Source organism: Micromonospora sp. NPDC049523 (assembly GCF_040676775.1).
In the GTDB taxonomy this organism is placed as follows: Bacteria; Actinomycetota; Actinomycetes; order Mycobacteriales; family Micromonosporaceae; genus Micromonospora_G.
Genome location: NZ_JBFAPP010000004.1, coordinates 13,205 through 36,021, shown reverse-complemented (window position 1 = coordinate 36,021; position 22,817 = coordinate 13,205). Strand labels below are relative to the sequence as shown.

Genomic DNA, 22,817 nt, shown 5'->3' with positions numbered 1-22,817 from the left:
GCCCCCGTCAGGGGGCGGAGAGCAGCGTCCTGGTGGTGTCCCAGCCCTCGACGGCAGGATCCAGGGTGGCCAGCTCGGCCGGGCTGCGCAGGCGACGCCAGCCCGGCGTGACCGCCACCTCGGCCGGGTCCGGCGCGGCGGCTCGGAGCGTGTCCGCGTCCGCCGTGTCCAGGTCGATCGCCGACAGCCAGTCCGGCGCGGGCAGCCGCGCGGCCACCCCGAACAGCCCCGGTCCGGGCGCGGCCGGGGCGATCGCGACACTGCGGCTCGTCAGCGGCCGGAGCAGCTTGCCCAGGATCAGGCCGGGCAGGTCGGGTGCGTCGGCGACGATCACGGCCGCCTGGTCGTACCCGTCGGCGGCGGCCGCGGCGAGGGCCGCACCCACGGTACGGGCCGGCAGGTCGTAGATCGGCATGCCCGGCCAGACCACCGCGTCGGCCAGGGCCCGCTGCTCGGCGGCGGCGGCGATCGCCGGTTCCACCTCGCTGAGCGTGGCGATCAGGTCGACCACGTCCTCGGCCAGGGCGGCCTGCCAGCGGTTCGGGTCGGTTCCGGGGGGCGACCAGCGCACCGGCCCCAGCAGCGTTATCAGCAGACGTCGGGCCATCCGGTGACCCTAGCCCGGCGCCGTGGCGCTCAGTCGGTGAGGTTGACCCCGGCGGCGGCCGCGACCCCCTCCAGGTATCCCCGGGCGCGCTCGGCCTTGGGATAGCGCCCCACGAGCGCCCAGAACCGGGCGTTGTGACTCGGTACGACGAGATGCGTCAGCTCGTGCAGCAGCACGTAGTCGATCACCCAGTCGGGCATCTCCTGGATCCGGTGCGAGATCCGGATGGTCCGGTCGGCGGGTGTGCACGAGCCCCACCGCCCGTTCTGGTTGGTGACCCAACGCACGCTCGCCGGGATCGCGATCCGCCCGTGTTCGGGCAGGTAGCGGTCGATCAGCCGCTGGGCCCGTAGCAGCAGGTCGTCGTCGGAGCGGCCGGTGCGCTCCTCCCTGGCTGCCAGCCGGGCGAGCATCTTGTCGACCCACTCGCTCTCCTCGGCACGGGAGAACTGGTCCGGGATGAGCACCACGACCCGCTCGCCGTCCCGGTACGCGGACACCGTCCGACGCCGACGCTCACTGCGCCGTACCTCGACGACCGGCTTGCGCGCCACAGCCATTACCGGTTCGCGACAGCCCGGGTTTCATTCACGAAGGAAAACTAATGCGTAGTGACCAGGGGACCGCAAGAGTCAACCCATCGACACGCGCCAGGAAAATCCCGGTTAGCGGCCTGCCGTCCGAAAAAAATATTTGGCCGGTCCCTCGCCGGGACCCGCAACAGCGGCTGACCGGTGCGTACGCGACGGCAACCGGTAGGCGACCCCACGGTAAACGATCAACCTGAGCGCTCCTCACGGGCACCCCCGGAATGACGTTCTGAAGGCATTCAACCGGCGTGTCCCTGCGAAACTGACTTATCCGACCTATTCCGGCATGCACACTCTCGTCGTCGGCTTACTCACAGTGCCGGCGCATTGCTGACATGGAACCGCCCGCACCTGGGTAGGGTCCGCCGGACCGGCGGTCACACAGTGGTGATCGCGGAGAAACCCCAGCGCCAGGGCTTGGAGGCCCGCCGCCGGGCACCCGTCGGGTGAACTAGCCGACGGGATAGGACGAGGAGGGGCACCGTGGCCGAAAAGGCCCAGACCTACAACGGTTACTGCGTGAAGTGCAAGGAAAAGCGCGATTTCGAGGGCAACGTCGAGGTGTCCAAGACGGGCATGAACATGGCCAAGGGCAAGTGTCCCGTCTGTGGCACCACGGTCAACCGGATCCTGGGCAAGGCCAAGGTCTGAGCGACCGAGGACGAGCCCACTCGCGGGGGTTGGGGCGGCCACTCGGCCGCCCCTTCCCGTACCCGCGGGCCAGGGGCACTGTCGCGGTACAGACACCCGGTGTCATGTCCCGACGACGACAGAAGTTACCCGCCGGTTGTGGATAACCCGCCAAGTCCTGTGGATAGTGCACGGCAGGGCCGGGCATGCCTGTGGATAACGATCGACCGACCGTTCGGCAACGATGACAGCGTGTCACCCATGACACGTACCACGCTCCCCCGGCCCACGCTCCTTCCCGGCCTGGTCAGGCTCTGGCGCGACCGGCACACGCTGCAGCTCGGCCTCGATCCCAGCCGCGCCGTCCTGCTCGAAGTGGCGAACCCCGGTGCCGCCCGACTGCTCGACCTGCTCGACGGCACCCGCAGCGAACGGGTGATCCTGGACCAGGCCGCACGGCTCCAGGTCAGCCGCGACGACGCCCGTACGCTGATCGACACGCTGCGCGCCGCGGGCCTGGTCGTCGGGGCGCACACCCTGCTCCCGGCGGACCTGCCCGAGCCGGCCCGTCAGCGGCTCTCCAGCGAGGCCGCGGCGATCGCCCTGCGCGGCCCGGACGCCACCGCCACCCCCGCCCAGCTGCTGCGTCGGCGCCGCACCGCGCGGGTCGTGGTGACCGGCCGGGGCCGGCTCGGCGGTCCGGTCGCACTCGCGCTCGCCCAGGCCGGCGTCGGCCACGTGCACCCCGACCTGGACGGTCGGGTCGAAGCCGACGACGTGACCTGCACCGGCTCCGCCGCCACCGATGTCCGCCGACCCACGGCCGAGGCGGTCGCCGACGCCATCATCCGTGCCGCCCCGGGCACCGAGACCCGACCGGTACGGCGCGGCCACGCCAGCCTGGTGGTCCAGGTCGGCACCGACCGGCCGGCCAGCCTGCTCGCCGCCGGGTACGCCCAACGCCGGCAGGCGCACCTGCTGCTGAGCCTGCACGACGGCGTACCCGTGGTCGGGCCGCTGGTCCGGGCGGCCGGCACCCCGTGCCTGAACTGCCGTGACCTGCACCGGCGCGACCGCGACCCGGGCTGGCCGGAACTCGCCGCCCAGCTCGCCACCGAGCCAACGCTCCAGGCGTGCAGCACACCCACCCTGCTCGCGGCGGTCGGCTACGCGGCCGGCGAGGTGCTCGCCTTCCTCGACGGCGGCGTGCCGGAGACGATCGGTGCGGCGGTGGAGATCCGGACACCGGGGCGGTTCCGCCGCCGGACCTGGCCACCGCACCCCGACTGCGGCTGCGGCACCCGCCGCCGGAAACCACGATCCCCGGCGGCGTAGCGGGGCCCTCCGGACCCCCTCGGGGGCCGTATCTTCCGGCCTCGGCACAACGAATAACGGTCAACCGGTGCCAGGGTGGCCCGAGCCACCCGCTGACGGCGGTCGTGACCAAGGAAAGTCGGTAACAATGATCTGGTGACCGACATCCCACGCCGGGCCGTCTCCCGGACCGCCAAGCTAGCCGCCCTGCCGCTCGGCTTCGCCGGTCGGACCGTGCTCGGCGTCGGTAAGCGGGTCACCGGCCTCGCCTCGGAGGTGATCTCGGCCGAAATCCAGCAGCGTACGGCCGAACAACTCTTCAGCGTGCTCGGGCAGCTCAAGGGCGGCGCGATGAAGTTCGGTCAGGCGCTGTCGGTGTTCGAGGCCGCGCTGCCGGAGGAGATCGCCGCGCCGTACCGGCAGGCGCTGACCAAGCTCCAGGAGTCGGCTCCGCCGCTGCCGGTGGCGAGTGTGCACAAGGTCCTGGCCGAACAGCTCGGACCGGACTGGCGGTCGTACTTCCTGGAATTCGACGACAAACCGGCCGCGGCGGCGAGTATCGGGCAGGTGCACCGGGCCATCTGGAACGGGCCTCCGGTCGTACCGGCCGGCACCCGGCGGCGCGGCACCAAGGCCAAGGCCGCCGCCACCGGCCGCCCGGTCGCGGTGAAGGTGCAGTACCCCGGGGCCGGCGACGCGCTGCTGGCCGACCTCAAGCAGCTCTCCCGGCTCGGCAGCATGTTCCGGGCAATCCAGCCCGGACTGGACATCAAGCCGCTGCTCGCCGAACTACGCGACCGGATCAGCGAGGAACTCGACTACGAGCTGGAGGCGGAGTCGCAACGCGCCTTCGCCGCCGCGTACGCCGGTGACTCGGAGATCTTCGTGCCGGAGGTGGTCGCGGCCAGCCCCCGGGTGCTGGTCACCGACTGGGTCGACGGCATCCCGATGTCCCAGATCATCGCCTCCGGCACCGAGGAGCAGCGCAACCAGGCCGGGCGACACCTGGCCACCCTGCACTTCTCCGCACCCGGCCGGGCCGGACTGCTGCACGCCGACCCACACCCGGGCAACTTCCGGCTGCTGCCGGACGGTCGGCTCGGCGTGATCGACTTCGGTGCGGTGGCCCGGCTGCCGGGCGGCCACCCCGAGCCGGTCGGCCGGCTGGTCCGGCTGGCCCTCGCCGGGGAGGCCGAAGCCGTGGTGGCGGGTCTGCGCGGCGAAGGCTTCATCAAGCCGACCGAGGTGATCGACGCCGAGGCCGTACTCGACTTCATCATGCCGGTACTCGAACCGCTCTCGGTGGACGAGTTCCGGTTCACCCGCGCGTGGCTTCGCGTCGAGGCCGGACGGCTGACCAACCCGAGGTCACCGGCGTACCAGTTGAGCCGGCAGCTCAACCTGCCGCCGTCGTACCTGCTGATCCACCGGGTCACGCTCGGCTCCATCGGGATCCTGAGCCAGTTGGAGGCGAAGGCGCCGTACCGGGACATCGTGGAACGCTGGCTGCCCGGTTTCGCCCCGCCGGGCGGCACGGCCGAAGACGACTAGACACGAGAACGGGCCGAGGGCGGATCCGGGTGCTGGAAAGCACTCTCGGATCCGCCCTCGGCCATTCGGGCCGGTCGGTGAGGACCGGCGGGGACGGTCAGCGGGACCGCCCGCTCAGCAGCGGGCGGTCGCCGGGTGGTTAGTAGAGCCCCTGCTCGCGGGCGGCCCGACGGTGGGCCTCCAGTGCGATGACACGGGCGGAACGGGTTGCCTCAGTGCGCGTGGTGTGACGACCGGCCTGAGGCAGTCGCATTCGAGCACGTGACAACGCTTCTTGGATGAGATGCATCTCTTCGACTCCGTTTGGATTCTGGATCGCGGTGTTCGGGAAAACGTTCGATACCGGCAGGGAGCCGGCGTACGACTGGTTCGGGTTCATGTCAGGCCGCCAACCGGACAGCGCCGCGCGACTCGGACAGCCCATCGGCCGCCAACCGCGCCTCGGCCTCGACCCGCAGCATCACGTCACGCGCGACGTCCTCCTTGCGCGGACGGCCACGGGGCCGCTTACGCGGAACAACCGCGCCACGCTCGAAGATCTCGCCGCCCCAGACGCCCCACGGCTCCGCTCGGTCCACCGCACCGGACAGGCACTCGACGCGCAGCGGGCAGTCCCCGCAGAGCGACTTTGCCAGTTCCAGCTCGGTGGGCGAGTCGGCGAACCACAGGTCGGGGTCGAACTTCCGGCAGGGCAGATTCGCCTCCAACTCAACGGTCAGGTCAAGTGGAGCCAACGCCAGACTCATGGCCCGGTCACCTCTCTCTCGCTTCGATCTCGTGGATCGCTGTCCTACGTACTTGTGGCGAAACAAAAACTGAGGCCGCGGATCCCGGTAAGCGGGTTCCGCGGCCTCGAGGTGAGCCGGTGGTCTGTAGATCAGACCGGCCTTCCTCGAGGTGGAACACCGCGAACATCCATCCGCTTCTTGGCCAGTTGGATGCCTTCGCCCGTGAAGCCACTCGTGCCATTGATCCCCGCGGACGCGGCAACCCGGACCAGCTCGGCCTGGACCGGAGCCTGGTGCGCCTGGGGGACCAACGGAGTGCCGACGGTCAGCAGAGTCCTGGCCGTCGACACCGGTGCGAGAACAGTCAGCAGCGCCGACGGTCGCTCGTAGCGGTAGATCTCCATGGGACTCGCCTCCTGTCTCACACTCGTCGCCAACATGTCGTTACCCCTCTTGAGCAGGCCTTTAGCCCCTGCTCGCGAGGTGTGCCTTGAGGCTATTCCTCATCCGGGGGCGAGGGCAAACGGTTTTACGGCTCGATTGTCGAAGTTTTTTCCGGGCCCAACTCGTCCACTGTCGCGCCGCCCACCAGAGCGAGCACCGCGTCGCCGTACAGGCCGAGCTTGCGGGGGCCGATCCCGGCGATCGCCAGCAGCCCGTCGACGGCACCCGGACGGCGCTCCGCCAGCGCGGTCAGCGTGGCGTCGGTGAACACCACGTACGCAGGGACTTTCTGGGCGCGGGCGACCCGCGAACGCCAGTCGAGCAGGCGCCCGTACAACTCGTCGTCGAGATCCGACGGGCAGTCCGAGCAGCGCCCCAACTTGCGGTCCACCCCGGCGAGCAGGGTGGCTCCGCAGATACGGCAGGAGATGACCCGATTCCGTCGCGGGTCGGGTTTCCGACCGGCGACCGTACCGGTCGGGCTCGCCGCCCGCTCGCCGCCAGAGCGGTCGAGCTGCGGCAGGAACCGCGACGGGCGACGGGGCCGACCACCGGGCGAGCGGGCCGAGGCGTACGACAGCCACAGCCACTCCCGAGCGCGGGTCACCCCCACGTAGAGCAGCCGCCGCTCCTCCTCCACCTGCTCGACCGTCTTGGCGTACGTGGTCGGCAGGGTGCCGTCGGCCAGCCCGACCAGGAACACCGCGTCCCACTCCAGCCCCTTCGCCGAGTGCAGCGACGCCAGCGTGACCCCGTCCACGGTCGGTACGTGCTGCTGGGTCGCCCGGCGCTGCAACTCGGTGCAGAAGTCCGCCAGCGACACCGCCCGTTCCACCCACCCGACCGGGTCGCTCGCGACCGCGGGGCTCGCCAGCCCACTCCTCGCGCTCGCCGCCGCGGCGTCACCGATGGGCAGCAGGTTCGGGGTGCTCGCGTACTCCTCGGCGAGCTGGACCAGCGCGGCCAGCGCCTCCCAGCGCTCCCGGGCCGCGCCACCGGGCGGTGGCTGTTCGCGGGCCCAGCCGACCGCGGAGAGCGCGTCGACGACCGCCTCGACCAGCGGGATCTCGGCCGGCGTCGAGCGCACCGCGGAGCGCAGCGCGATCATGGCCTGGCGCACCTCGGTCCGCTCGAAGAACCGCTCGGCACCCTGCACCAGGTACGGCACCTCGGCCTCGGCCAGCGCCTTCTCGTACGCCTCCGACTGCGCGTTGGTGCGGAACAGCACGGCGATCTCGCGGGCCGGCGTACCCGAGGCGATGAGCTGCCGGCAGCGGGCCGCCACCGCGGTCGCCTCGGCCGGTTCGTCGGGGAAGATCCGCAGGTCGGGCTCGGGTCCGGGTGACCGCTGACCGACCAGTTCCAGCCGGAGCTGCGCCTCGGTGCCACGGGCCTGCCGGATCACCGCGTTGGCGAGGCCGACCACCTGCGGGGTCGAGCGGTAGTCCCGGACCAGCCGGACCACCACCGCGTCCCGCCGTCGGCGCGGGAAGTCGACCAGGTACGCCGAGGTCGCACCGGTGAACGAGTAGATCGTCTGGCTGGCGTCGCCGACCACGGTCAGGTCGTCCCGCCCGCCGAGCCAGGCGTCCAGCAGCCGCTGCTGCAGCGGGTTGACGTCCTGGTACTCGTCCACCACGAAGTGCCGGTACTGGGCGCGTACCTGCTCGCCGACGTCCGGGTGCTCCTCGATGCCCCAGACCGCCGCGCGCAGCATGTCCTCGAAGTCGATCACCCCGTTGGCGCGTTTGACCTGCTCGTACGCGGCGAAGACCTCGGCCACCCGGGCCGGGTCGTGCGGAGTCTCACGCAGTGCCTTGGCCGCCGCCACCACGTACTCGGCCGGCTCGACCAGCGAGGACTTCGCCCACTCGATCTCACCGGCGAGGTCCCGGGCGGCTGCCCGGTCCGTACGCAGGCCGGATCGGGCGGCGGCCAGGGTGACCAGCCGTACCTTGCTGTCCAGCAGTTCCGGCATCGGCCGGCCCTCCAGCAGCCGGGGCGCGAAGTAGCGGACCTGGCGCAGCGCCGCCGCGTGGAAGGTGCGGGCCTGTACACCGCCCACCCCGAGCGCGGTCAGTCGGGCGCGCATCTCGGCGGCGGCACGGGCGGTGAAGGTGACCGCGAGCACGTGTCGGGCGGCGATCTCCCCGGTGAGCGCCCGATGGGCGATCCGGTGGGTGATGGCCCTGGTCTTGCCGGTGCCCGCGCCGGCCAGGATGCAGACCGGGCCGGCCGGTGCCGTGACCGCGGCGCGCTGCTCGGGGTCCAGCCCGGCCAGCACCCGTTCCGCGCTTGAGTCAACCGCCACAGCTAGGAATCATCGCAGCCGGCTTCGGCGTTGCAGCGATTAGCCTGTCGATCGACGACAACTGGAGGACCTGATCATGCTGACCATGTACTCGACGTCCTGGTGTGGCTACTGCCACCGGCTCAAGTCCCAGTTCGATCGGGAGGGGATCGCGTACCAGGTGGTCGACATCGAGCAGGACCCGAAGGCAGCCGAGTACGTGATGAGCGTGAACGGCGGCAACGCCACCGTCCCCACCGTCCTCTTCCCCGACGGCACCGCCCTCACCAACCCCTCCATCACCCAGGTAAAGCAGCGCCTAACCCCCACCCCCACCCCCTCAGCCTGACCCCCCGCCCCCGCGGAAACCGTTGTTGATCATGAAGTTGGCGACGCGACACGCCGATCGGCAGCGCGCCAACTTCATGTTCAACGAGTAGGGGTGGGGGCCAGGGGTGGGAGGGGGGTGGTGGGGGTTGCGGGGGTTGTCGGGGGTGAGAGGGCGCGGCCTAGCCAGAGGAAGCGGGCGACGGCGAGCATGGCGACCGCCATCAGGGCGAACAGCAGGCGGTAGTCGACCACACCCACCAGCACCGCACCGAGTCCGATGGAAAGCGATTGCGGGCCGCTGATCAGCGCCTCGGACGCGGCCGCGACCCGGCCGACCAACGGCACCGGCGTACGCCGCTGGGTGAGCGTGTTGAGCGAGACGATCACGATCGGCAGGGCGAAGCCGGCCATCACCATCGCGACGAAGCCGAGCAGGAGATTCGGCTCCACCAGGGCGAGCACCGCCGGCGCGAAGATCGCCACCCCGGTGGCCAGCGCACCCACCTCACCCAGCCGCCCGACGATCGTCGCCGACGACAGGCCGCCGAGCAGGCCACCGATCCCCTGTACGGTCAGCAGCACGCCGACGAAGGCCGGTGGATGGCCGAGCCCCCGATCGACGTACGCGAAGATCAGCGACTCACTGAAGCCCAGCACCAGCATGGTCATGGCGGTTCCGGACACTCCCCGGCGTAACGCCGGATCGTCGACCATGTGCCGTACGCCGGCCCCTATCTCGGCCAACCAGCCCGGCTGGGCCGGGGCGGGTGCGCTCTCCCGTACCTTCATCCGGCTGACCGCCGCCGCCGCGCTGAGAAAGCCCAGCGCACCGAGGGTGGCCAGGGCCCAGCCGCCGACGCCCGCATAGAGGGCCGCTCCGGCCAGCGGGCCGACCAACCGTAGGCCCTGCTTCACCGTCTGCAGCGCACCGTTCGCCTCGGCCAGCAGGTCACCCGGGACGATCTCCTTGATCAGCCCGATCAGGGTCGCACTGAGCGCGACGTAGGAGAGCCCGTAGAGGGCGCTGACCGCGTAGATGATCCAGACGTCGTCCCGGTCCCGGACCGCGTAGAGCGGGGTGAGCAGCGCCGCGGTGCCGAGGTTGACGGCGACGAAGAACACTCGTCGACGGAACCGGTCCACCATCCAACCGACCAGCGGCGCGAGCGCCATCGGCGCGACGATCGCGAAGATGGTCGCCCCGGCCATCCCGTCGGAGCCGGTCAGGTCCTTGACCCAGATGGCGAGCGCCAGGAGCAGGATCGATTCGGCGATCATGCTGGCGACGAGACCTCCGAAGAGGAGGCGGAAGTCGGGGCGGCGGAGGATGGCACGCATGGTGAGGGGTCCCTTCGTGCGCGGCAGCGGCGCTAGCCGTCGTCCGCGTCGGTCGGCTCGGCCGGCCGAGCCGGCACGCCCCAGGCGATGAAGCGGACCGGTCGCGAACCGGGTGGTCGTGCTTCGGGGTCGGTCAGGCTCGGCAGCCGGCGGGACAGCAGTTCGGTGATGGCCGCGCCGATCTCGGCGAGCTGCGCCGGGGTGCACCAGCCCATCGACTGGGCGAGGAAGCCCGCCTCACGCCACTGTGGCGTCTCCTCGTGTCGGCCCCCCAGCCACTCGCGCAACGCCTGGTATTCGAGGTCGAGCAGCACCTGGTGGGCGGCGGCACCGACCCGCGACCGCGGGTCGGCATCGACACCGGACTCCGGATCGGCGCCGGTGCGGCTCGGTCCGGGGTCCGCGTACGCACGGGGCGAGTCAGGCTCGGCTTCGCCCGTACCAGACGGGTCGCCGGGTCCCCAGCGGTACCGCTGGAGCACTATCCGCCAAGGACGTTGCCGTCCGGTGCCGCCGCCGGCCTCCTCGACGAAGCCGTAGCGGGCTAGCTGACGCAGGTGCCAGGAGCAGTTGGCGGGGCTTTCGCCGACCTGTTCGGAGATCTCCGTCGCGGTGGCCGGGCCGAAGAGCGCTACCGCGTCGAGGATGCGTAACCGCAGCGGATGGGCCATGGCACGCAGCATCCGGGGATCCCGGATGTCCCGGACGGCCGGTTGCGGCATGGCCGGAAGCGTAGCTTTCGAAAGCTTTCTTTGGAAAGAGATCCTTTTTCGGGTCCGAAAGAGAGATCCTTTCTTGGACACGCCGGGACCCCAATTCCGCACCGGAGTGCGACGGCCGGCATACTGACCGTGGGGGGCAGTCTGAAGTGGTCATGACCCGGCACGACCGGGCTCGACACGGTGTCCGGCATCCGCCGGGCTCGAAACGATCGAGAGCGAGGACCAGTTGCCTCCAGCTCAATCCAACTCCGCCGAATCCACCTCCTCGGCCGAATCCACATCCTCGGCCGAATCCACCTCCTCGGCCGAATCCACCTCCTCGGCCGATTCCAAGGCGGCCGTGCCCAGCCCGCTGATGCGGCGGCGCCGGCTCGGTGGCGAACTGCGCCGTCTGCGCGAGTCGGCCCGACTCACCGGCGACCAGGTGATCGAGCAGATCGGCTGGGCATCGGCGTCCAAACTGTCCCGGCTGGAGAACGGCCGCAGCCGGCCCGACCCGCAGGACGTCATGGTCCTGCTGGAGCTCTACGGGGTCACCGGGCCACTACGCGACGAACTCGCCACCATCACGGCGGAAGCCGGGGACGTACGGAGTTGGCTGCGCTCGTACCCGGTGATGACGCCGCGCCAGCGTAGCTTCGCCGAATTCGAGGCCGGCTGCGCCGACATCCGCGAGTACAACCCGGTTGTCGTGCCCGGCCTGCTCCAGACCAGGGAGTACGCCCGGGCCCGGATCATCTCCTTCCGTCCGCTCGGCAACCACTCCACCGACGCCGAGAAGTCGGACGTGGAAAATCCCGAGACCGAGGTCGAGGCCCGGATGGCCCGACAGCTGCGGTTGATCCAGGAAACCCATCCGCCGCGCTATTCGGCCGTGATCGAGGAGGCCTCGCTCAGCCGGCGGGCCGGCTCACCGGAGGTCATACGCGGACAGCTCAACCAGCTCTGCAAGCTCGCAGCATTGCCCAACATCACGTTGCAGGTGCTGCCGAGCCAGGCGCGGATCGCCAACTGGTACCTGCCGCACACCGGCTTCTCGCTCTACCGGTTCGCCGACCCGCAGGATCCGGAGACGCTGGCAATCGAGGGGCACTCCACCAACCAGGTGCTCACCGATCGCGACGAGCTGGACCGGTACACCGTGGTCTTCGAGTGGCTCCAGTCCGCGGCGCTCACCGCCGAGGACACCCTGACCTGGCTGGCCGAAGCGGCCGGACGGGTCTCCAGCGAGGCGGGGCGAAGCTCGTCGGGTCGCGGCTCGACCACACCGCCGATCCAGCGTCGACGGACCGAACGCCTGACCGAGCAGTGACTCGTCGCGGCCGGACGCCGTTGGACGGACGGCCACCCGTCACGATGCACCAGTCAGGTAGGAGCTGACCATGAACACTGCCCGTTCGTCCCCGGTGCCGGACCCGCTCGGCGAGCACCTCTCCGGCGCCGCCTGGCGGACCAGTTCGCGCAGCCAGACGTCCAACTGCGTGGAGGTCGCGCCGCTCGGCGACGATCGGGCACCGGTGGCACTGCGCGACAGCAAGGACCGAGGCGGGCCGGTGCTGGTATTCGCCCGTACCGGTTGGTTGGACTTCATCGCCGGCGCCAAGGACGGCGAGTTCGACCTGAACTGAACGTCGCGTCGTCGAGGGCTGCCCGTGTATGCGTGACCGCGTGCGCCGGCAGCCCTCGACGCATACCCTCGCGAAGGCTCATACCCCCGCGAAGGCTCATACCCTCACGAAGGCTCATACCCTCACGAAAGCGCATACCCTCGCGAAAGCGCATATCCTCGCGAAAGGCGTGTTCCGCTCCCGGACCGGTGGCGGCCGAACGTCTCCACGCGCGACTCGGCGGTGACGCAGCGGTCATCGGCCTCTGTGGAACCGACGAGAGCGCTCAGTTACCTTGCACCGCAACGGATCCGGCCCCGCCGAGGCCGTCCGACGCGCCCGGTCGGCGCCTGATCCACTGTGATACCGCCACTGAGCAGGCATCACCCGAATGGCTGACCCGCGAAACCAATCAGCGCGTATCACTTGCCGGCGACGCTCCGGTGCGTAACATGGCGAGTGGAACTACGTGGAAGTTCCACGAAGCAACTCCACTCAGTAGTTACACGATCATCATCCGTCACGGTTCATCCGGAGACGCTCATGCGGTTTCTGATCGTTCGCACCGACATCCGTACCGCCGCCGACGACGACCTGGCCTCGATCTGGGCCGGCGGTGGCCGGCTGCGCGACGAGCAGACCGCGCCCGAGAACCGCCGTCAGATCGTCCGCGCGGACGATCGCGACGCCGCACTGATCCTGGCCCGCGCGCTGTCCACCGTCGGAGCCGTACGCGCCGGCCGGCAACGGGTCAAGGTGGTGCCGCTGGGCGAACCCGAGCTGAAACCCCACGCCGAGTGGCGGGAGCAGCCGGGAACAACCGGCCAGCCACCACGCCCCACCTGATAGACGACCGCCGTACGCCGGCCCGGCTCCCCCGCCGTGCACCACGCCACAGCCGGCCTCGGCGGCCCATGATCTTGGCCCGTGACCGCCGCGGCAACGACGGTCACGGGCCAAGATTGTCCTGCGGGCACTTCCTCGACGGGAGCACGGAACAGTCGGCCGGTCAGGCCTCTTCCAGCCAGCGGTGGATCAGGTAGAGCGCGATCGACGACGGCGGCGGCAGCCCCACCCGCAGACCCGCGTCCGCCTCGACCCGAGCATCGGCCAGCACGTCGGTGATCTCACGCCGGCTGAACCAGCGGGCCTGGGCGATCTCGGTCGGGTCGACCCGTATCGGCTGCGCCGGATCGGCCCGAGCCAGGAAGCCCAGCATCAGCGAACCGGGAAAGGGCCAGGCCTGGCTGCCCGCGTACGCGAGGTGGTCCAGGCCGATGCCGACCTCCTCGGTCACCTCGCGGTGCACCGCCGCCTCGGCCGACTCACCCGGCTCGACGTACCCGGCCAGGCAGGAGAACCGGCGAACCCCGTCACGCGGACGCCAGGCCGCGTTGTTGCCGAGCAGACACAGCCCCTCCGGACCGGGCTTGCCGTCGTGCACCAACACGATCATCGCCGGATCGGTACGCGGCCAGACATGGTTGCCGCCGTCGTCGACCCGCGACCAACCCGCCTCGATCACCTCCGTCGGCAGCCCGGTGGTTGACGAGTACGCATGCCGCGCGTGCCAGTTGCCCAGCGCCACCGCGGTGGTGAACAGCCCCGCGTCGGAGTCGCTGAGCAGGTGCCCCACGTCGCGCAGCGACACCGCCCTGGTGTCCGGCAGCACCGGCAGCGGGGCGTCGACCGCGAAGACCGGGGTGCCGTCCGGCTCCACCCCGAGGAACAGCCGGCCGAGGGCGTCCTCCGGTACGTCCGACGCCGCCAGCAGCAGCAACGTCGGCCGGTCGGTCTGCGGGCCGACCAGCGCCCGACCGCCACCGGCGATGTCCACCACCAGGATCCGGGCCCGCTGCCAGGCAGACGCCAGCCAGTCCGGATCCGCCCGCCGGTGCGCCGCCCGGTCCAGCGTCGTGCGGGCCAACGGTGGCCCGTCGGCCATCTCCATCCAGGTCACGACGCGCCGGCCGCCGGCTCGACCGGGGTCAGCGCGGCGAGTGGGCCGGCGATCCGCGCCGCGTCACCGAGTACGACGGTGACCGCGCCGGCCGGAGCCAGGTACTTCGCCGCCGCGGCGGCCACCTCGTCGCGGGTGACCCGCGCCAACCGGGCCGAGTGCTCGGCCAGGTAGTCCAGACGCAACCCGTACCCGGCGTAGACGCTCGCCACCGCGGCCAGTCCGGCCTGCGTCGACACGCCGAGTTGCAGGGTGCCCAGGGCGTACTGACGGGCCTGTTCCAGTTCGTCCTCCTTCGGCGGCAACGAGGCCAACCGGCCCAGCTCGTAGATCGTCTCCAGCAGCGCCGGGCCGGTCACCTCGGTCGCCACGTCGGCCGCGACGATCAGGGCCGAACCGGCGACACCGTGCTCGATCACCGAGTGCGGCCCGTACGTGTAGCCCTTGTCCTCGCGGATGTTCTCCACCCAGCGGGACGAGAAGTAGCCACCGAAGACCAGGTTCGCCAGGTGCAGCGCGGCGTGGTCCGGATGCGTACGCGGCACCGCCGGCAACGCCATCCGCAGCGACGACTGCACCGAGTCCGGGCGGTCCACCAGCACCAGCGGCCCAGGTGTCAGTGCCGGAGCTGGCGGCAGTTCGAGCGCCCGTCCCGCACCCTTCCATCGGCCGAGCGTGGCCTCGGCGGCCTCCAGCGCCCGCTCCGGCCGTACGTCACCGACGATGACCAGAACCGCGCCGGACGGATGCACCCGATCGGCGTGCAGCGTACGGAGCTGGCCCGGCCGGACCGCCCGTACCTGCTCCGGTTCCGGGGTCTGCACGGCGTACGGGTGCTTGCCGTACATCCGGTGCAGCAGCGCCTCCCGGGCCACGTGCGACGGCTGGCTCTTGGCGACCTGGATGTGGTCGATCATCCGGTCCCGCTCGTTGGCCACCTCGTCGGACGGGTAGGCCGCGTCGGTGAGCACCTCGGCGAGCAGTTCCAGGATCCGGTCCAGGCCGGTGACCAGCCCGTTGCCGGAGACCATCAAGCGGTCCGGGTCGGCACCGGCGGCCAGCCCGCCGCCCACCTTCTGCAACTCGGAGGCGATGTCCAGGTTGGACATCGTCGCGGTGCCGGAGAGCAGGGTCTGGGAGAGCAGCACCGAACGGGCCAACGGCGCCCGGCCGAACGGCACCCAGAGGCGCACCTCGACCAGGGGTACCGAGGGTCGCCGGACGGCGATCACGGTCAGCCCGTTGGGCAGCGTCACCTCCGCCTGGGTGGGCACCTTGAGCTTGCGGGTCGGGCCCAGCGCGGGCAGGGCGAGCTTCACCTCGTCGCTGGCGGAGCTGACGGTGCCGTTCACTTCGCTCCTCCGGGGATGACCTCGACGGCCGCCCGACGCTCCGGACTCAGGGTCGCGGCGGCCGCCCGTACCTGCTCCTCGGTGACCTCGCCGAGCAGCCGGGGCAGGTCGTTGATCAGTTCGGGTGCGCCGCGCTGCTGTTCGAGCACGGCCATCTGCAGGGCCCGGCCGAGCACCGCGTCGGTCCCCCGCAGCAGGTGGGTGGCCATCCGCGCCTGGGTACGCGCCAACTCGCCGTCGACCAGCCCGTCCATCGCGATCCGGGACGTCTCCTCGTCGATGGTGCGCAGCACCTTCTCCACGTCACCGCCGGGCGGCAGGTGCGCCTCCACCAGCAGTGCGGTGGGGTCCCGTACGCCGAACGGCTCGCCCATGAAGCCCAGGTAACCGCCGATGCTGGTGACCGTACGGTCGCGCAGCACCAGCCGCTCGACCAGCCGGGAGGCGTCGCCGTCGGTCAGCACCTCGGCCAGCACCACGTACGGCAGGTAGCCGGCCAGGTCGGCGACCGGATCCGGCACCCGCCACGCCGCCGCGACCGCGGGCAGCGGCGCCAACCGGTCCGAGTACGACTGCCGCCGCTCGCCGGTCAGGTCCGGCTCGGCGAAATCGGGCCGGGTCGGCGCCGGTCGCGCCGGTACGGAGTCGAAGTGCCGGGCCACCAGTTCGCGGGTCTGCGCCACGTCCAGGTCCCCGCTGACGGCGAGTACGGCGTTGCCGCAGGCGTAGTAACGGTCGAAGAAGTCGGCCGCCTCGTCGACGGTCGCGCTCTCCAGGTCGTCGAAGGAGCCGTAGCCGTCGTGCGCGTTCGGGAACGTGTCGAACATGATCGGCGGCAGCCGCAGCCAGGGGAAACCGCCGTACGGGCGGTTGAGCACGTTGACCCGGATCTCCTCCTTGACCACGTCGACCTGGTTGCGCAGGTTCTCCTCGGTCAGCCGGGGTCCGCGCATCCGGTCGGCCTCCAGGAAGAGCGCGCGTTCAAGGGCGTTGCTGGGCAACGTCTCGAAGTAGTCGGTGTAGTCGAGATGGGTGGAGCCGTTGAACGTGCCGCCGGCACCCTGCACGTGCCTGAAGTGGGCCAGCTTCTCCAGGTTCGCCGAGCCCTGGAACATCAGGTGCTCGAAGAGGTGGGCGAAGCCGGTCCGGCCCTCCGGTTCGGATCGGATGCCGACGTCGTAGACGACCGCCACTCCGACCACCGGGGCGCTGCGGTCCTGGGTCAGCACCACCCGCAGGCCGTTGTCGAGGGTGAACCGCTCGACCGGATACTTCGTTGCTGGAATCTTTGATCTCCGCGCCGCCACGACCCGACCCTAGCGCGTCCCCACACCCGCGTGCGGCGCCGTTGCCCCGACCGGGGACGGCTGGTCGGCCGCCGCGCCGATGCGGGTGAGCGGAAGCACCTCCCGGCCGACCCGGTACGCCTCCTCCAGGTGCGGCCAGGCGGAGAGCACGAACTCGTCGACACCGAGCGCGGCGTACTCGTCGAGCCGGGCGGCGACCTCGGCGTAGCTGCCGACGAGCGCGGTTCCGGCGCCCTCGCGTACCAGGCCGACACCGGCCCAGAGGTTGGGCGCGATGGTGAGCCCGTCGGTGGTGCCGGCGTTGAGCGCGGCCATCCGGGCCTGGCCGACCGAGTCCATCCGGGCGAACCGCGCCTGCGCGGCGGCGATTCGGGCCGGGTCCATGCCGGCGAGCAGCCGGTCAGCCTCGGCCCACGCCTCGTCCGCGCTCTCCCGGGCGATGACGTGCAACCGCAGACCGGTACGCAGCGCCCGGCCGTGCCCGTCGGCGAGCCGGCGGATCCGGGCGACCCGTTCGCCGATCGCGGTCGGCGGCTCGCCCCACATCAGGTACACGTCGGCGAGCCGGGCGGCCACCGCCTCGGCGGCCGGGGAAGCTCCCCCGAAGTAGATCGGCGGCGGCTCGGCCAACGGGGTGGACAGGCCACCGCGCTCGATCCGGTAGTGCTCGCCGGAGTAGTCGAACGGTGCACCCTGCCAGGCCAGCCGGAGCACCTCCAGGGCTTCGGCGGTCCGGGCGTAGCGCGCGTCGTGGTCGAGGAAGTCGCCGTACGCCCGCTGCTCGGCCGGGTCGCCGCCGGTGACGATGTTGATCGCCAGCCGGCCGTCGGAGATCGCCTGGAACGCCTCGGCCTGCTGGGCGAGCAGGGTCGGTAGGGCGAAGCCGGCGCGGACCGCGACCAGTAGCCGCAGCCGAGTGGTGTGCCGGGCGACGGCGGCGCAGACGATCCAGGGATCGGGGCAGCCGGATCCGACCGGGGTCAGCGCGGCGGTGAAGCCGGACTCCTCGGCGGCCCTGGCGACCTGGCTCAGGTAGTCCACGCTCGCCACCCGGTCGTGCCGGGCGGCCCCGGCCCGTACGGTCGCGGCACCGACCTGGTGACCGTCGCCGGAGGTGGGGAGGAACCAGTGGAAGGTCACGGTCTGCTCGCCTCCCGCGCCGGGGCGCGCTCGATGATCGGGTCCCTATCTCCGTAAGTCCTACTGGTTAGATAGGGATCTTGTCCAGAGGCATTCGTGCTCCGCCACGGTCGCGCTCGCACCGGGCGCGGCGACGGTTGATCGGCGTGTCAGGCGGTGGCGACGAGTGGGCTGGTCACTCCGTCAAGGGCGGCGAACCGGTACGCCAAACCCCTGGCCTGGCCACGGATCTCCGGTACGGCGGTGGTCTCCCACAGCCGGCCCCGACGCGGTGAGCCGAGCGTCCAGAGCGGGGCGGTGGGCGTACCGTCACGTCCACGCAGCGCACCGGCCTCGTCCACGTCCAGCCCGAGCCCGTACGGCCCCGGGTGGGCGAGACCGTCGGCCAGCAGCTGCCGTACCAGGGAATCCGCCGAGGCGGGCAGCCGGCCCGGACCGGTGCAGTTGACCATCGCGCCGTACCCCTCGGGGCGGTTGTCGCCACCCGGCACCGGCCCACGGTGCCCGAGCCGTACGTCCAGTCCACCCTCCGGTCCCGCTTCGACGGCCTCGACCACGGCGGCCCGTACCGTCAGCCGGCCGGTGGCGCGCAGTCGCGCCACCTCGTCGGCGATCTCCGGGGCCATCCGGTGCCGGTGCACCTCCCAGTGTCGGGCCAGGTGCCGCAGGAACCGGTCCCGGTCCGCCGCGGAAAACCCGGCCCAGTAGGTGTCCAGCCGGGGTCGCAGCCCGTCGACCACCGCCCGCCAGTCGGCACCCGCCTCGACCAGGGCGCGGACCTGGCGGACCAGCCGGCGCAGCGACTCGGCCGACGCCGGCAGTCCGGCGGGCACCGCCGCCGGCTGGCCCGGCCGGTGCTGTGCGTTCGGCAGCAGCCCGTGCCGGGAGACGGCGATCATCGGCCCGCGCTGGCCCGCGGCGGCCAGGCTCAGCGCCACGTCGACCGCGGTGAGACCGGTGCCGACCAGCAGCACCGGCCGGTCGGCCGGAACCGCGTCCAGCGCACCGGGCGACCACGGGTCACGGACGTAACCCGACCCCCGCGCACCCGAGGCGGGCCAGCGCTGCGCCGGGTCCGCCGAGGCCGGTGCCCCGATCGCGAGTACGGCCCGATCGGCGGCCAGCCGCTCGCCGGAGTCGAGTACGGCACCGACCCGCCCGCCGGTGCCGACGATCCGGCTCACCCGGTCCCGGACGATCCGCAGCCGCCCCGCCGCCTCCCGCTCGACCGCCCCGAGTACGTCCCGCAGGTAGTCGCCGTACCAGCTCCGGGGCATGAAGTCACCGGCGGCGACGGATGGCCGGCGGACCCGACACCAGTCGACGAAGTCGCCGGGCGCGTCCGGGTCGGCGCTCATCGTGCCGGCCGGCGAGTTGAGCAGGTGCCACGGTTGGGCCGCCGGCCCGTACGCCACTCCGGTGCCGGGGGACGCGGACGGATCGACCAGTGTCACCGAGGCTGCGGTGTGCCGTAGCAGTTCTCGGCTGACCAGCACGCCGCTACAGCCACCACCCACCACCAGCACCGTCCGGCTCATGCCGCCGCCCCTCGATGTTGATCCGGAAAATCCTATGCCGAAAGTAGGAGATCAACGACCTCGCCCGCTAGCGGTCGTGAGATATTCGGCGGGATCCGGAGGCGAATGCGGGACACTCCGGACGGCGCCGACCGGGAAACCGTACCCAGGCGGCCGACCCGCTCCGACCGTTTCGGCGCAGTTCGCCGTCGGCGTGGCGTCAGATCGGGCGGACCGACGCGAGCGCGTCGTCGACCACCCAGTCAAGCTCGCGATGGGTGCCCGGAATGGAGACGTAGAAGATCGCGGCGGTGGCCCGGCCGACATCGATGCAGGCAACCGCGGCCAACTCGTCGGTCGCCTTGAGCCCCGCCCGGCTGAAGTGCAGCCGGAACACGGTCACCCAGGCGGGCCGACCGCCGAGCATGGTCCGTTCGTCGCGGAACAGTTCCATCCGGCTCGGCTGCGGGTAGTACTCGGCCCGCACGTCGGCGGCCACCTGCCGGCCGACGCACTCCAGGTCGAAGGTGAGGGCGTCGTTCTCCGCGGCGGGCACTGCGGCGGAGAGGATCGACGCGTGGTAGTCACTGAAACCGTCGTACGACGGCTCGGTGACGAAGTGCTGCCCCACCTTGTACGGCACCTCGAGCATGCCCGCGTTCCACTCGGCGTCCCACGGCAGCCAGGGTGCCCCGTACTCGGTGTAGGAGATGCCCGCCTCCTCGTCGACCGTACGCGGACCCACCGACGGCGACCCGCCCGGCGCGGCCGACCGCGGTGTTGTCGGCAACGCGGTCGCCTGCGGCGACGGGGCGTCGGGCGGTGACGCGGTTGGCGACCCGCCCGGCGGCAGCGCGCTGGCCGGTGGGCACATCCGGGCCAGTGGCGGCCTCGTGTCGGCCGGGGCGGAGAAGTCGTCACCGAACAGGTGCGGATCCGAGCCGAGCGTCATCGCGAGAACCACCGCCAGGCCGGCGACCAGGACCGCGCCGGCCGTACCGGCGAACCACCACAGGCGGTACCGTTCGCGCCCGACCGGTGCCGGCGGCGCCACAGCGGACGGAGCCGCGACGGGCGGGCCGCCGAGCCGGGTCACCGGGCCGGCCGCCCATGCCGTACCCGGTGTGGGCCGGGGCGGCGGCTCGGGTGGCATCGCGGGAGGCATCTCCTCTAGTCAACACCAGCACCCGACGAGTTGCCGACCAGCCCTCGCGGTCGGCCGCCGACCTCGCCATGGACGCGCCCGGCACAATCCAGCGAAAACCGTCCCAGATCAGCCGGAGCCGACGAGGTTCGGCTCGACGCTGTCGGCCGCGCGGGGCGGTGGGGCCTGCAACTCGACCACGTGCGGACGACTGGGCCCGCTCGGGGTGTCGTACCAGGGGGTGAAGGCCGCGATCAGGGCGAGAAGAAGTCCACTGAGGGCGACCGCGAGCACAACGAGGAATTCTCGTACCGCCCCCGGTCCGGCAGTCAAGATCATGACGACCTCCCCATCGGGAACCCGTCGACCGACCCGCCAGCTCCCCAGGGAACAGGATCACCCATGACCGGACACAACGCAGTCATCCATCGGACGCAATCCGATGACCCGATCGGTTCTCCGCCTACGCCACCACACCCACCCCTTCGCCTGTCCAGGGCGAGGGGTGGGTGTGGCGGGGTGGGTCAGACGGCGCGGGGAGTGCTGGGGCGACGGGGCCGACGCGTACGGCCCGAGCTGCGGTGCTGGGCTCGCGGAGACGCACCGCCGGGCTGGTTGGGAACCTGGGCGGGCTTCGGCGCGACCACCGTCACCGGCACGCCGGACGGTACGCGGGCACCGGTCACCCGGACCAGTTCGGCGTCACCCGGCCGGACCTGCGCCGACTCCGGCCGGATCCCGGCGGTGGCCATCAACCGGGCCATGTCCCGGCGCTGGTCGGGGGTGACCAGCGTGACGACCGCACCGGACTCGCCGGCCCGGGCGGTACGACCGCCGCGGTGCAGGTAGTCCTTCGCCTCGGTCGGCGGGTCCACGTTCACCACCAGGTCCAGCCCGTCGACGTGGATGCCACGGGCCGCCACGTCGGTGGCGACCAGCGCGGTCACCTGGCCGTTGCGGAACTGCTCCAGCACCCGGGTCCGCTGCGGCTGGGACTTGCCGCCGTGCAGCGCCGCGGCGCGTACGCCGCTCGCCAGCAGTTGCCGGGCCAGCCGGTCGGCGCGGTGCTTCGTACCGGTGAACAGGATCGTCCGGCCCTCGCGGGCGGCGATCTGGGTCGTGGTGGCGGCCTTGTCGGCCGCGTCGAGGTGCAGCACGTGGTGGGTCATCGCGGTGACCGTGGCGGTCCCCGGATCCACCGAGTGCGACACCGGGTCGGTCAGGAAGCGGCGGACCAGCCGGTCGACGCCACGGTCCAGGGTGGCGGAGAAGAGCATCCGCTGCCCGTTCGGCGCGACCTGCTCCAGCAGCCGGGTGACCTGGGGCAGGAAGCCCATGTCGGCCATCTGGTCGGCCTCGTCGAGCACGGTGATGGTGACCTGGTCGAGCCGGCAGTCACCGCGGTTGGTCAGGTCGGCGAGCCGACCCGGCGTGGCGATGACAACCTCGGCACCGGCGCGCAGGGCGTCGGCCTGGCGCTGCAGGGAGAGACCGCCGACGACGGTGACGCAGCGCAGGTTGACCGCGCGGGCGTACGGGGCGAGCGCGGTGGTCACCTGCTGGGCCAGTTCCCGGGTCGGAACCAGGACCAGGGCCAACGGCTGACCGGGGCGGGCCCGGCGACCGGCGGTACGGGAGAGCAGCGGAAGCCCGAACGCGAGTGTCTTGCCGGATCCGGTGCGACCGCGACCGAGTACGTCCCGACCGGCGAGCGAGTCGGGCAGGGTGGCGGACTGGATCGGGAAAGGCTCGGTGATGCCATTCGCCACCAGCGCGGAACGCAGCGCGGGGGCGAGCGGGGCGTCGGTGAACGACGCGATGGCATGGGTCATGGATAGCACCTTCCTCAAGGCGGCACGTGTCGAGGAAGGTGCCCGTGGGGCACTGGCCGCCGGGAGCCGTGAAGGGCTCCACCAGCGATCGCAAGCACGAACCGATGGGAATACGCGGGGCCGGCCCGCGCCAGCATGGCGCGGGCCGGTCACGTCACCGCGCCCGGCGGGCGCAGTGGGGTGTAACTGGGTTCAGATCAGCCGGATGTTCTCGGCCTGCGGGCCCTTCTGGCCCTGGGTCACCTCGAACTCGACCCGCTGGTTCTCGTCCAGGCTCCGGTAGCCGGAGGACTGGATCGCCGAGAAGTGGGCGAAGACGTCGGCGCCGCCGCCGTCCGGGGTGATGAAGCCGAAGCCCTTGTCAGCGTTGAACCACTTGACGGTGCCAATTGCCATTTGTTTCGTCTCCTTGAC

At 71.5% G+C, this 22,817-nt stretch carries 23 protein-coding genes; 7 read left to right on the top strand and 16 right to left on the bottom strand.

Annotation, left to right across the window (positions count from 1 at the left end; translation table 11 throughout):
* Window positions 1-7 precede the first annotated feature (7 nt).
* Entirely contained in the window at window positions 8-607 is a 600-nt protein-coding gene (locus AB0J90_RS06955) for a hypothetical protein (RefSeq protein WP_363593015.1), read from the bottom strand.
* Between the two features lie 29 nt (window positions 608-636).
* On the bottom strand, window positions 637-1,167 hold the full coding sequence (locus AB0J90_RS06950; protein ID WP_363593013.1) for a M48 family metallopeptidase: 531 nt from the start codon (window positions 1,165-1,167) through the stop codon (window positions 637-639).
* A gap of 513 nt (window positions 1,168-1,680) precedes the next feature.
* Here AB0J90_RS06950 and AB0J90_RS06945 point away from each other — a divergent pair.
* From AB0J90_RS06945 to AB0J90_RS06935, 3 genes are all read left to right on the top strand, one after another.
* Entirely contained in the window at window positions 1,681-1,848 is a 168-nt protein-coding gene (locus tag AB0J90_RS06945; protein WP_165436864.1) for a DUF5679 domain-containing protein, read from the top strand.
* A 240-nt stretch (window positions 1,849-2,088) separates the two neighbouring features.
* Window positions 2,089-3,162, top strand: coding sequence for a hypothetical protein (locus AB0J90_RS06940; protein ID WP_363593011.1), 1,074 nt, complete (start codon window positions 2,089-2,091; stop codon window positions 3,160-3,162).
* A gap of 135 nt (window positions 3,163-3,297) precedes the next feature.
* Window positions 3,298-4,692: an AarF/ABC1/UbiB kinase family protein gene (locus AB0J90_RS06935; protein WP_363593009.1), complete on the top strand. Its 1,395-nt coding sequence runs from the start codon at window positions 3,298-3,300 to the stop codon at window positions 4,690-4,692.
* A gap of 380 nt (window positions 4,693-5,072) precedes the next feature.
* Here the strand turns inward: AB0J90_RS06935 and AB0J90_RS06930 are convergent, their stop codons facing one another.
* From AB0J90_RS06930 to AB0J90_RS06920, 3 genes are all read right to left on the bottom strand, one after another.
* The gene (locus AB0J90_RS06930) at window positions 5,073-5,438 is read right to left on the bottom strand and encodes a WhiB family transcriptional regulator (RefSeq protein ID WP_326562673.1); all 366 of its coding nucleotides are present in this window, start codon (window positions 5,436-5,438) and stop codon (window positions 5,073-5,075) included.
* A 131-nt stretch (window positions 5,439-5,569) separates the two neighbouring features.
* Entirely contained in the window at window positions 5,570-5,824 is a 255-nt protein-coding gene (locus AB0J90_RS06925) for a hypothetical protein (protein WP_363593007.1), read from the bottom strand.
* A gap of 125 nt (window positions 5,825-5,949) precedes the next feature.
* Entirely contained in the window at window positions 5,950-8,175 is a 2,226-nt protein-coding gene (locus tag AB0J90_RS06920; RefSeq protein WP_363593005.1) for an ATP-dependent DNA helicase UvrD2, read from the bottom strand.
* Between the two features lie 76 nt (window positions 8,176-8,251).
* Between AB0J90_RS06920 and AB0J90_RS06915 the strand changes: the two genes are divergently transcribed.
* Window positions 8,252-8,503: a mycoredoxin gene (locus AB0J90_RS06915; protein WP_363593003.1), complete on the top strand. Its 252-nt coding sequence runs from the start codon at window positions 8,252-8,254 to the stop codon at window positions 8,501-8,503.
* 80 nt (window positions 8,504-8,583) lie between these two features.
* On the opposite strand, the gene AB0J90_RS06910 is transcribed toward AB0J90_RS06915, so the two are convergent.
* Window positions 8,584-9,822, bottom strand: coding sequence for an MFS transporter (locus AB0J90_RS06910; protein ID WP_363593001.1), 1,239 nt, complete (start codon window positions 9,820-9,822; stop codon window positions 8,584-8,586).
* 32 nt (window positions 9,823-9,854) lie between these two features.
* Window positions 9,855-10,544, bottom strand: a complete 690-nt coding sequence (locus AB0J90_RS06905; protein WP_363592999.1) for a helix-turn-helix domain-containing protein — start codon at window positions 10,542-10,544, stop codon at window positions 9,855-9,857.
* Between the two features lie 355 nt (window positions 10,545-10,899).
* On the opposite strand from AB0J90_RS06905, the gene AB0J90_RS06900 reads away from it, so the two are divergent.
* The 3 genes from AB0J90_RS06900 (at window position 10,900) to AB0J90_RS06890 (ending at window position 12,997) form a co-directional block, all read left to right on the top strand.
* A complete protein-coding gene (locus tag AB0J90_RS06900; RefSeq protein WP_363593645.1) occupies window positions 10,900-11,856 on the top strand; it encodes a helix-turn-helix transcriptional regulator in 957 nt (318 codons plus the stop codon).
* 70 nt (window positions 11,857-11,926) lie between these two features.
* The gene (locus AB0J90_RS06895; RefSeq protein ID WP_363592997.1) at window positions 11,927-12,172 is read left to right on the top strand and encodes a DUF397 domain-containing protein; all 246 of its coding nucleotides are present in this window, start codon (window positions 11,927-11,929) and stop codon (window positions 12,170-12,172) included.
* A gap of 522 nt (window positions 12,173-12,694) precedes the next feature.
* Window positions 12,695-12,997, top strand: coding sequence for a hypothetical protein (locus tag AB0J90_RS06890; protein WP_363592995.1), 303 nt, complete (start codon window positions 12,695-12,697; stop codon window positions 12,995-12,997).
* A gap of 163 nt (window positions 12,998-13,160) precedes the next feature.
* Here the strand turns inward: AB0J90_RS06890 and nudC are convergent, their stop codons facing one another.
* From nudC to AB0J90_RS06845, 9 genes are all read right to left on the bottom strand, one after another.
* Complete coding sequence (gene nudC / locus AB0J90_RS06885; protein WP_363593643.1) at window positions 13,161-14,096, bottom strand: NAD(+) diphosphatase; 936 nt, start codon at window positions 14,094-14,096, stop codon at window positions 13,161-13,163.
* 11 nt (window positions 14,097-14,107) lie between these two features.
* On the bottom strand, window positions 14,108-15,430 hold the full coding sequence (locus AB0J90_RS06880) for a pitrilysin family protein (RefSeq protein ID WP_363593641.1): 1,323 nt from the start codon (window positions 15,428-15,430) through the stop codon (window positions 14,108-14,110).
* Window positions 15,431-15,459: 29 nt separating this feature from the next.
* Window positions 15,460-16,770 (bottom strand): pitrilysin family protein, encoded by a 1,311-nt coding sequence (locus tag AB0J90_RS06875; protein ID WP_363592993.1) that lies wholly within the window; start codon window positions 16,768-16,770, stop codon window positions 15,460-15,462.
* Window positions 16,771-16,779: 9 nt separating this feature from the next.
* Window positions 16,780-17,910 (bottom strand): LLM class flavin-dependent oxidoreductase, encoded by a 1,131-nt coding sequence (locus tag AB0J90_RS06870; RefSeq protein ID WP_363592991.1) that lies wholly within the window; start codon window positions 17,908-17,910, stop codon window positions 16,780-16,782.
* 149 nt (window positions 17,911-18,059) lie between these two features.
* Entirely contained in the window at window positions 18,060-19,448 is a 1,389-nt protein-coding gene (locus AB0J90_RS06865) for an FAD/NAD(P)-binding protein (RefSeq protein ID WP_363592989.1), read from the bottom strand.
* A gap of 199 nt (window positions 19,449-19,647) precedes the next feature.
* Complete coding sequence (locus AB0J90_RS06860) at window positions 19,648-20,592, bottom strand: hypothetical protein (protein ID WP_363592987.1); 945 nt, start codon at window positions 20,590-20,592, stop codon at window positions 19,648-19,650.
* 108 nt (window positions 20,593-20,700) lie between these two features.
* Window positions 20,701-20,910, bottom strand: coding sequence for a hypothetical protein (locus AB0J90_RS06855; protein ID WP_363592985.1), 210 nt, complete (start codon window positions 20,908-20,910; stop codon window positions 20,701-20,703).
* Between the two features lie 185 nt (window positions 20,911-21,095).
* Window positions 21,096-22,403, bottom strand: coding sequence for a DEAD/DEAH box helicase (locus AB0J90_RS06850; protein WP_363592983.1), 1,308 nt, complete (start codon window positions 22,401-22,403; stop codon window positions 21,096-21,098).
* Between the two features lie 192 nt (window positions 22,404-22,595).
* Window positions 22,596-22,799 (bottom strand): cold-shock protein, encoded by a 204-nt coding sequence (locus AB0J90_RS06845; protein ID WP_326562658.1) that lies wholly within the window; start codon window positions 22,797-22,799, stop codon window positions 22,596-22,598.
* Window positions 22,800-22,817: the final 18 nt, after the last annotated feature.

Excerpts from the sequence above, each read along its gene's own strand:
- AB0J90_RS06860 (WP_363592987.1), bottom strand. The coding sequence starts at position 20,592 with ATGCCTCCCGCGATGCCACCCGAGCCGCCGCCCCGGCCCACACCGGGT.
- AB0J90_RS06915 (WP_363593003.1), top strand. The coding sequence starts at position 8,252 with ATGCTGACCATGTACTCGACGTCCTGGTGTGGCTACTGCCACCGGCTC.
- AB0J90_RS06900 (WP_363593645.1), top strand. The coding sequence starts at position 10,900 with ATGCGGCGGCGCCGGCTCGGTGGCGAACTGCGCCGTCTGCGCGAGTCG.
- AB0J90_RS06845 (WP_326562658.1), bottom strand. The coding sequence starts at position 22,799 with ATGGCAATTGGCACCGTCAAGTGGTTCAACGCTGACAAGGGCTTCGGC.
- AB0J90_RS06850 (WP_363592983.1), bottom strand. The coding sequence starts at position 22,403 with ATGACCCATGCCATCGCGTCGTTCACCGACGCCCCGCTCGCCCCCGCG.
- AB0J90_RS06865 (WP_363592989.1), bottom strand. The coding sequence starts at position 19,448 with ATGAGCCGGACGGTGCTGGTGGTGGGTGGTGGCTGTAGCGGCGTGCTG.
- AB0J90_RS06940 (WP_363593011.1), top strand. The coding sequence starts at position 2,089 with ATGACACGTACCACGCTCCCCCGGCCCACGCTCCTTCCCGGCCTGGTC.
- AB0J90_RS06930 (WP_326562673.1), bottom strand. The coding sequence starts at position 5,438 with ATGAGTCTGGCGTTGGCTCCACTTGACCTGACCGTTGAGTTGGAGGCG.
- AB0J90_RS06905 (WP_363592999.1), bottom strand. The coding sequence starts at position 10,544 with ATGCCGCAACCGGCCGTCCGGGACATCCGGGATCCCCGGATGCTGCGT.
- nudC (WP_363593643.1), bottom strand. The coding sequence starts at position 14,096 with ATGGCCGACGGGCCACCGTTGGCCCGCACGACGCTGGACCGGGCGGCG.
- AB0J90_RS06955 (WP_363593015.1), bottom strand. The coding sequence starts at position 607 with ATGGCCCGACGTCTGCTGATAACGCTGCTGGGGCCGGTGCGCTGGTCG.
- AB0J90_RS06910 (WP_363593001.1), bottom strand. The coding sequence starts at position 9,822 with ATGCGTGCCATCCTCCGCCGCCCCGACTTCCGCCTCCTCTTCGGAGGT.
- AB0J90_RS06950 (WP_363593013.1), bottom strand. The coding sequence starts at position 1,167 with ATGGCTGTGGCGCGCAAGCCGGTCGTCGAGGTACGGCGCAGTGAGCGT.
- AB0J90_RS06890 (WP_363592995.1), top strand. The coding sequence starts at position 12,695 with ATGCGGTTTCTGATCGTTCGCACCGACATCCGTACCGCCGCCGACGAC.
- AB0J90_RS06895 (WP_363592997.1), top strand. The coding sequence starts at position 11,927 with ATGAACACTGCCCGTTCGTCCCCGGTGCCGGACCCGCTCGGCGAGCAC.
- AB0J90_RS06855 (WP_363592985.1), bottom strand. The coding sequence starts at position 20,910 with ATGATCTTGACTGCCGGACCGGGGGCGGTACGAGAATTCCTCGTTGTG.
- AB0J90_RS06925 (WP_363593007.1), bottom strand. The coding sequence starts at position 5,824 with ATGGAGATCTACCGCTACGAGCGACCGTCGGCGCTGCTGACTGTTCTC.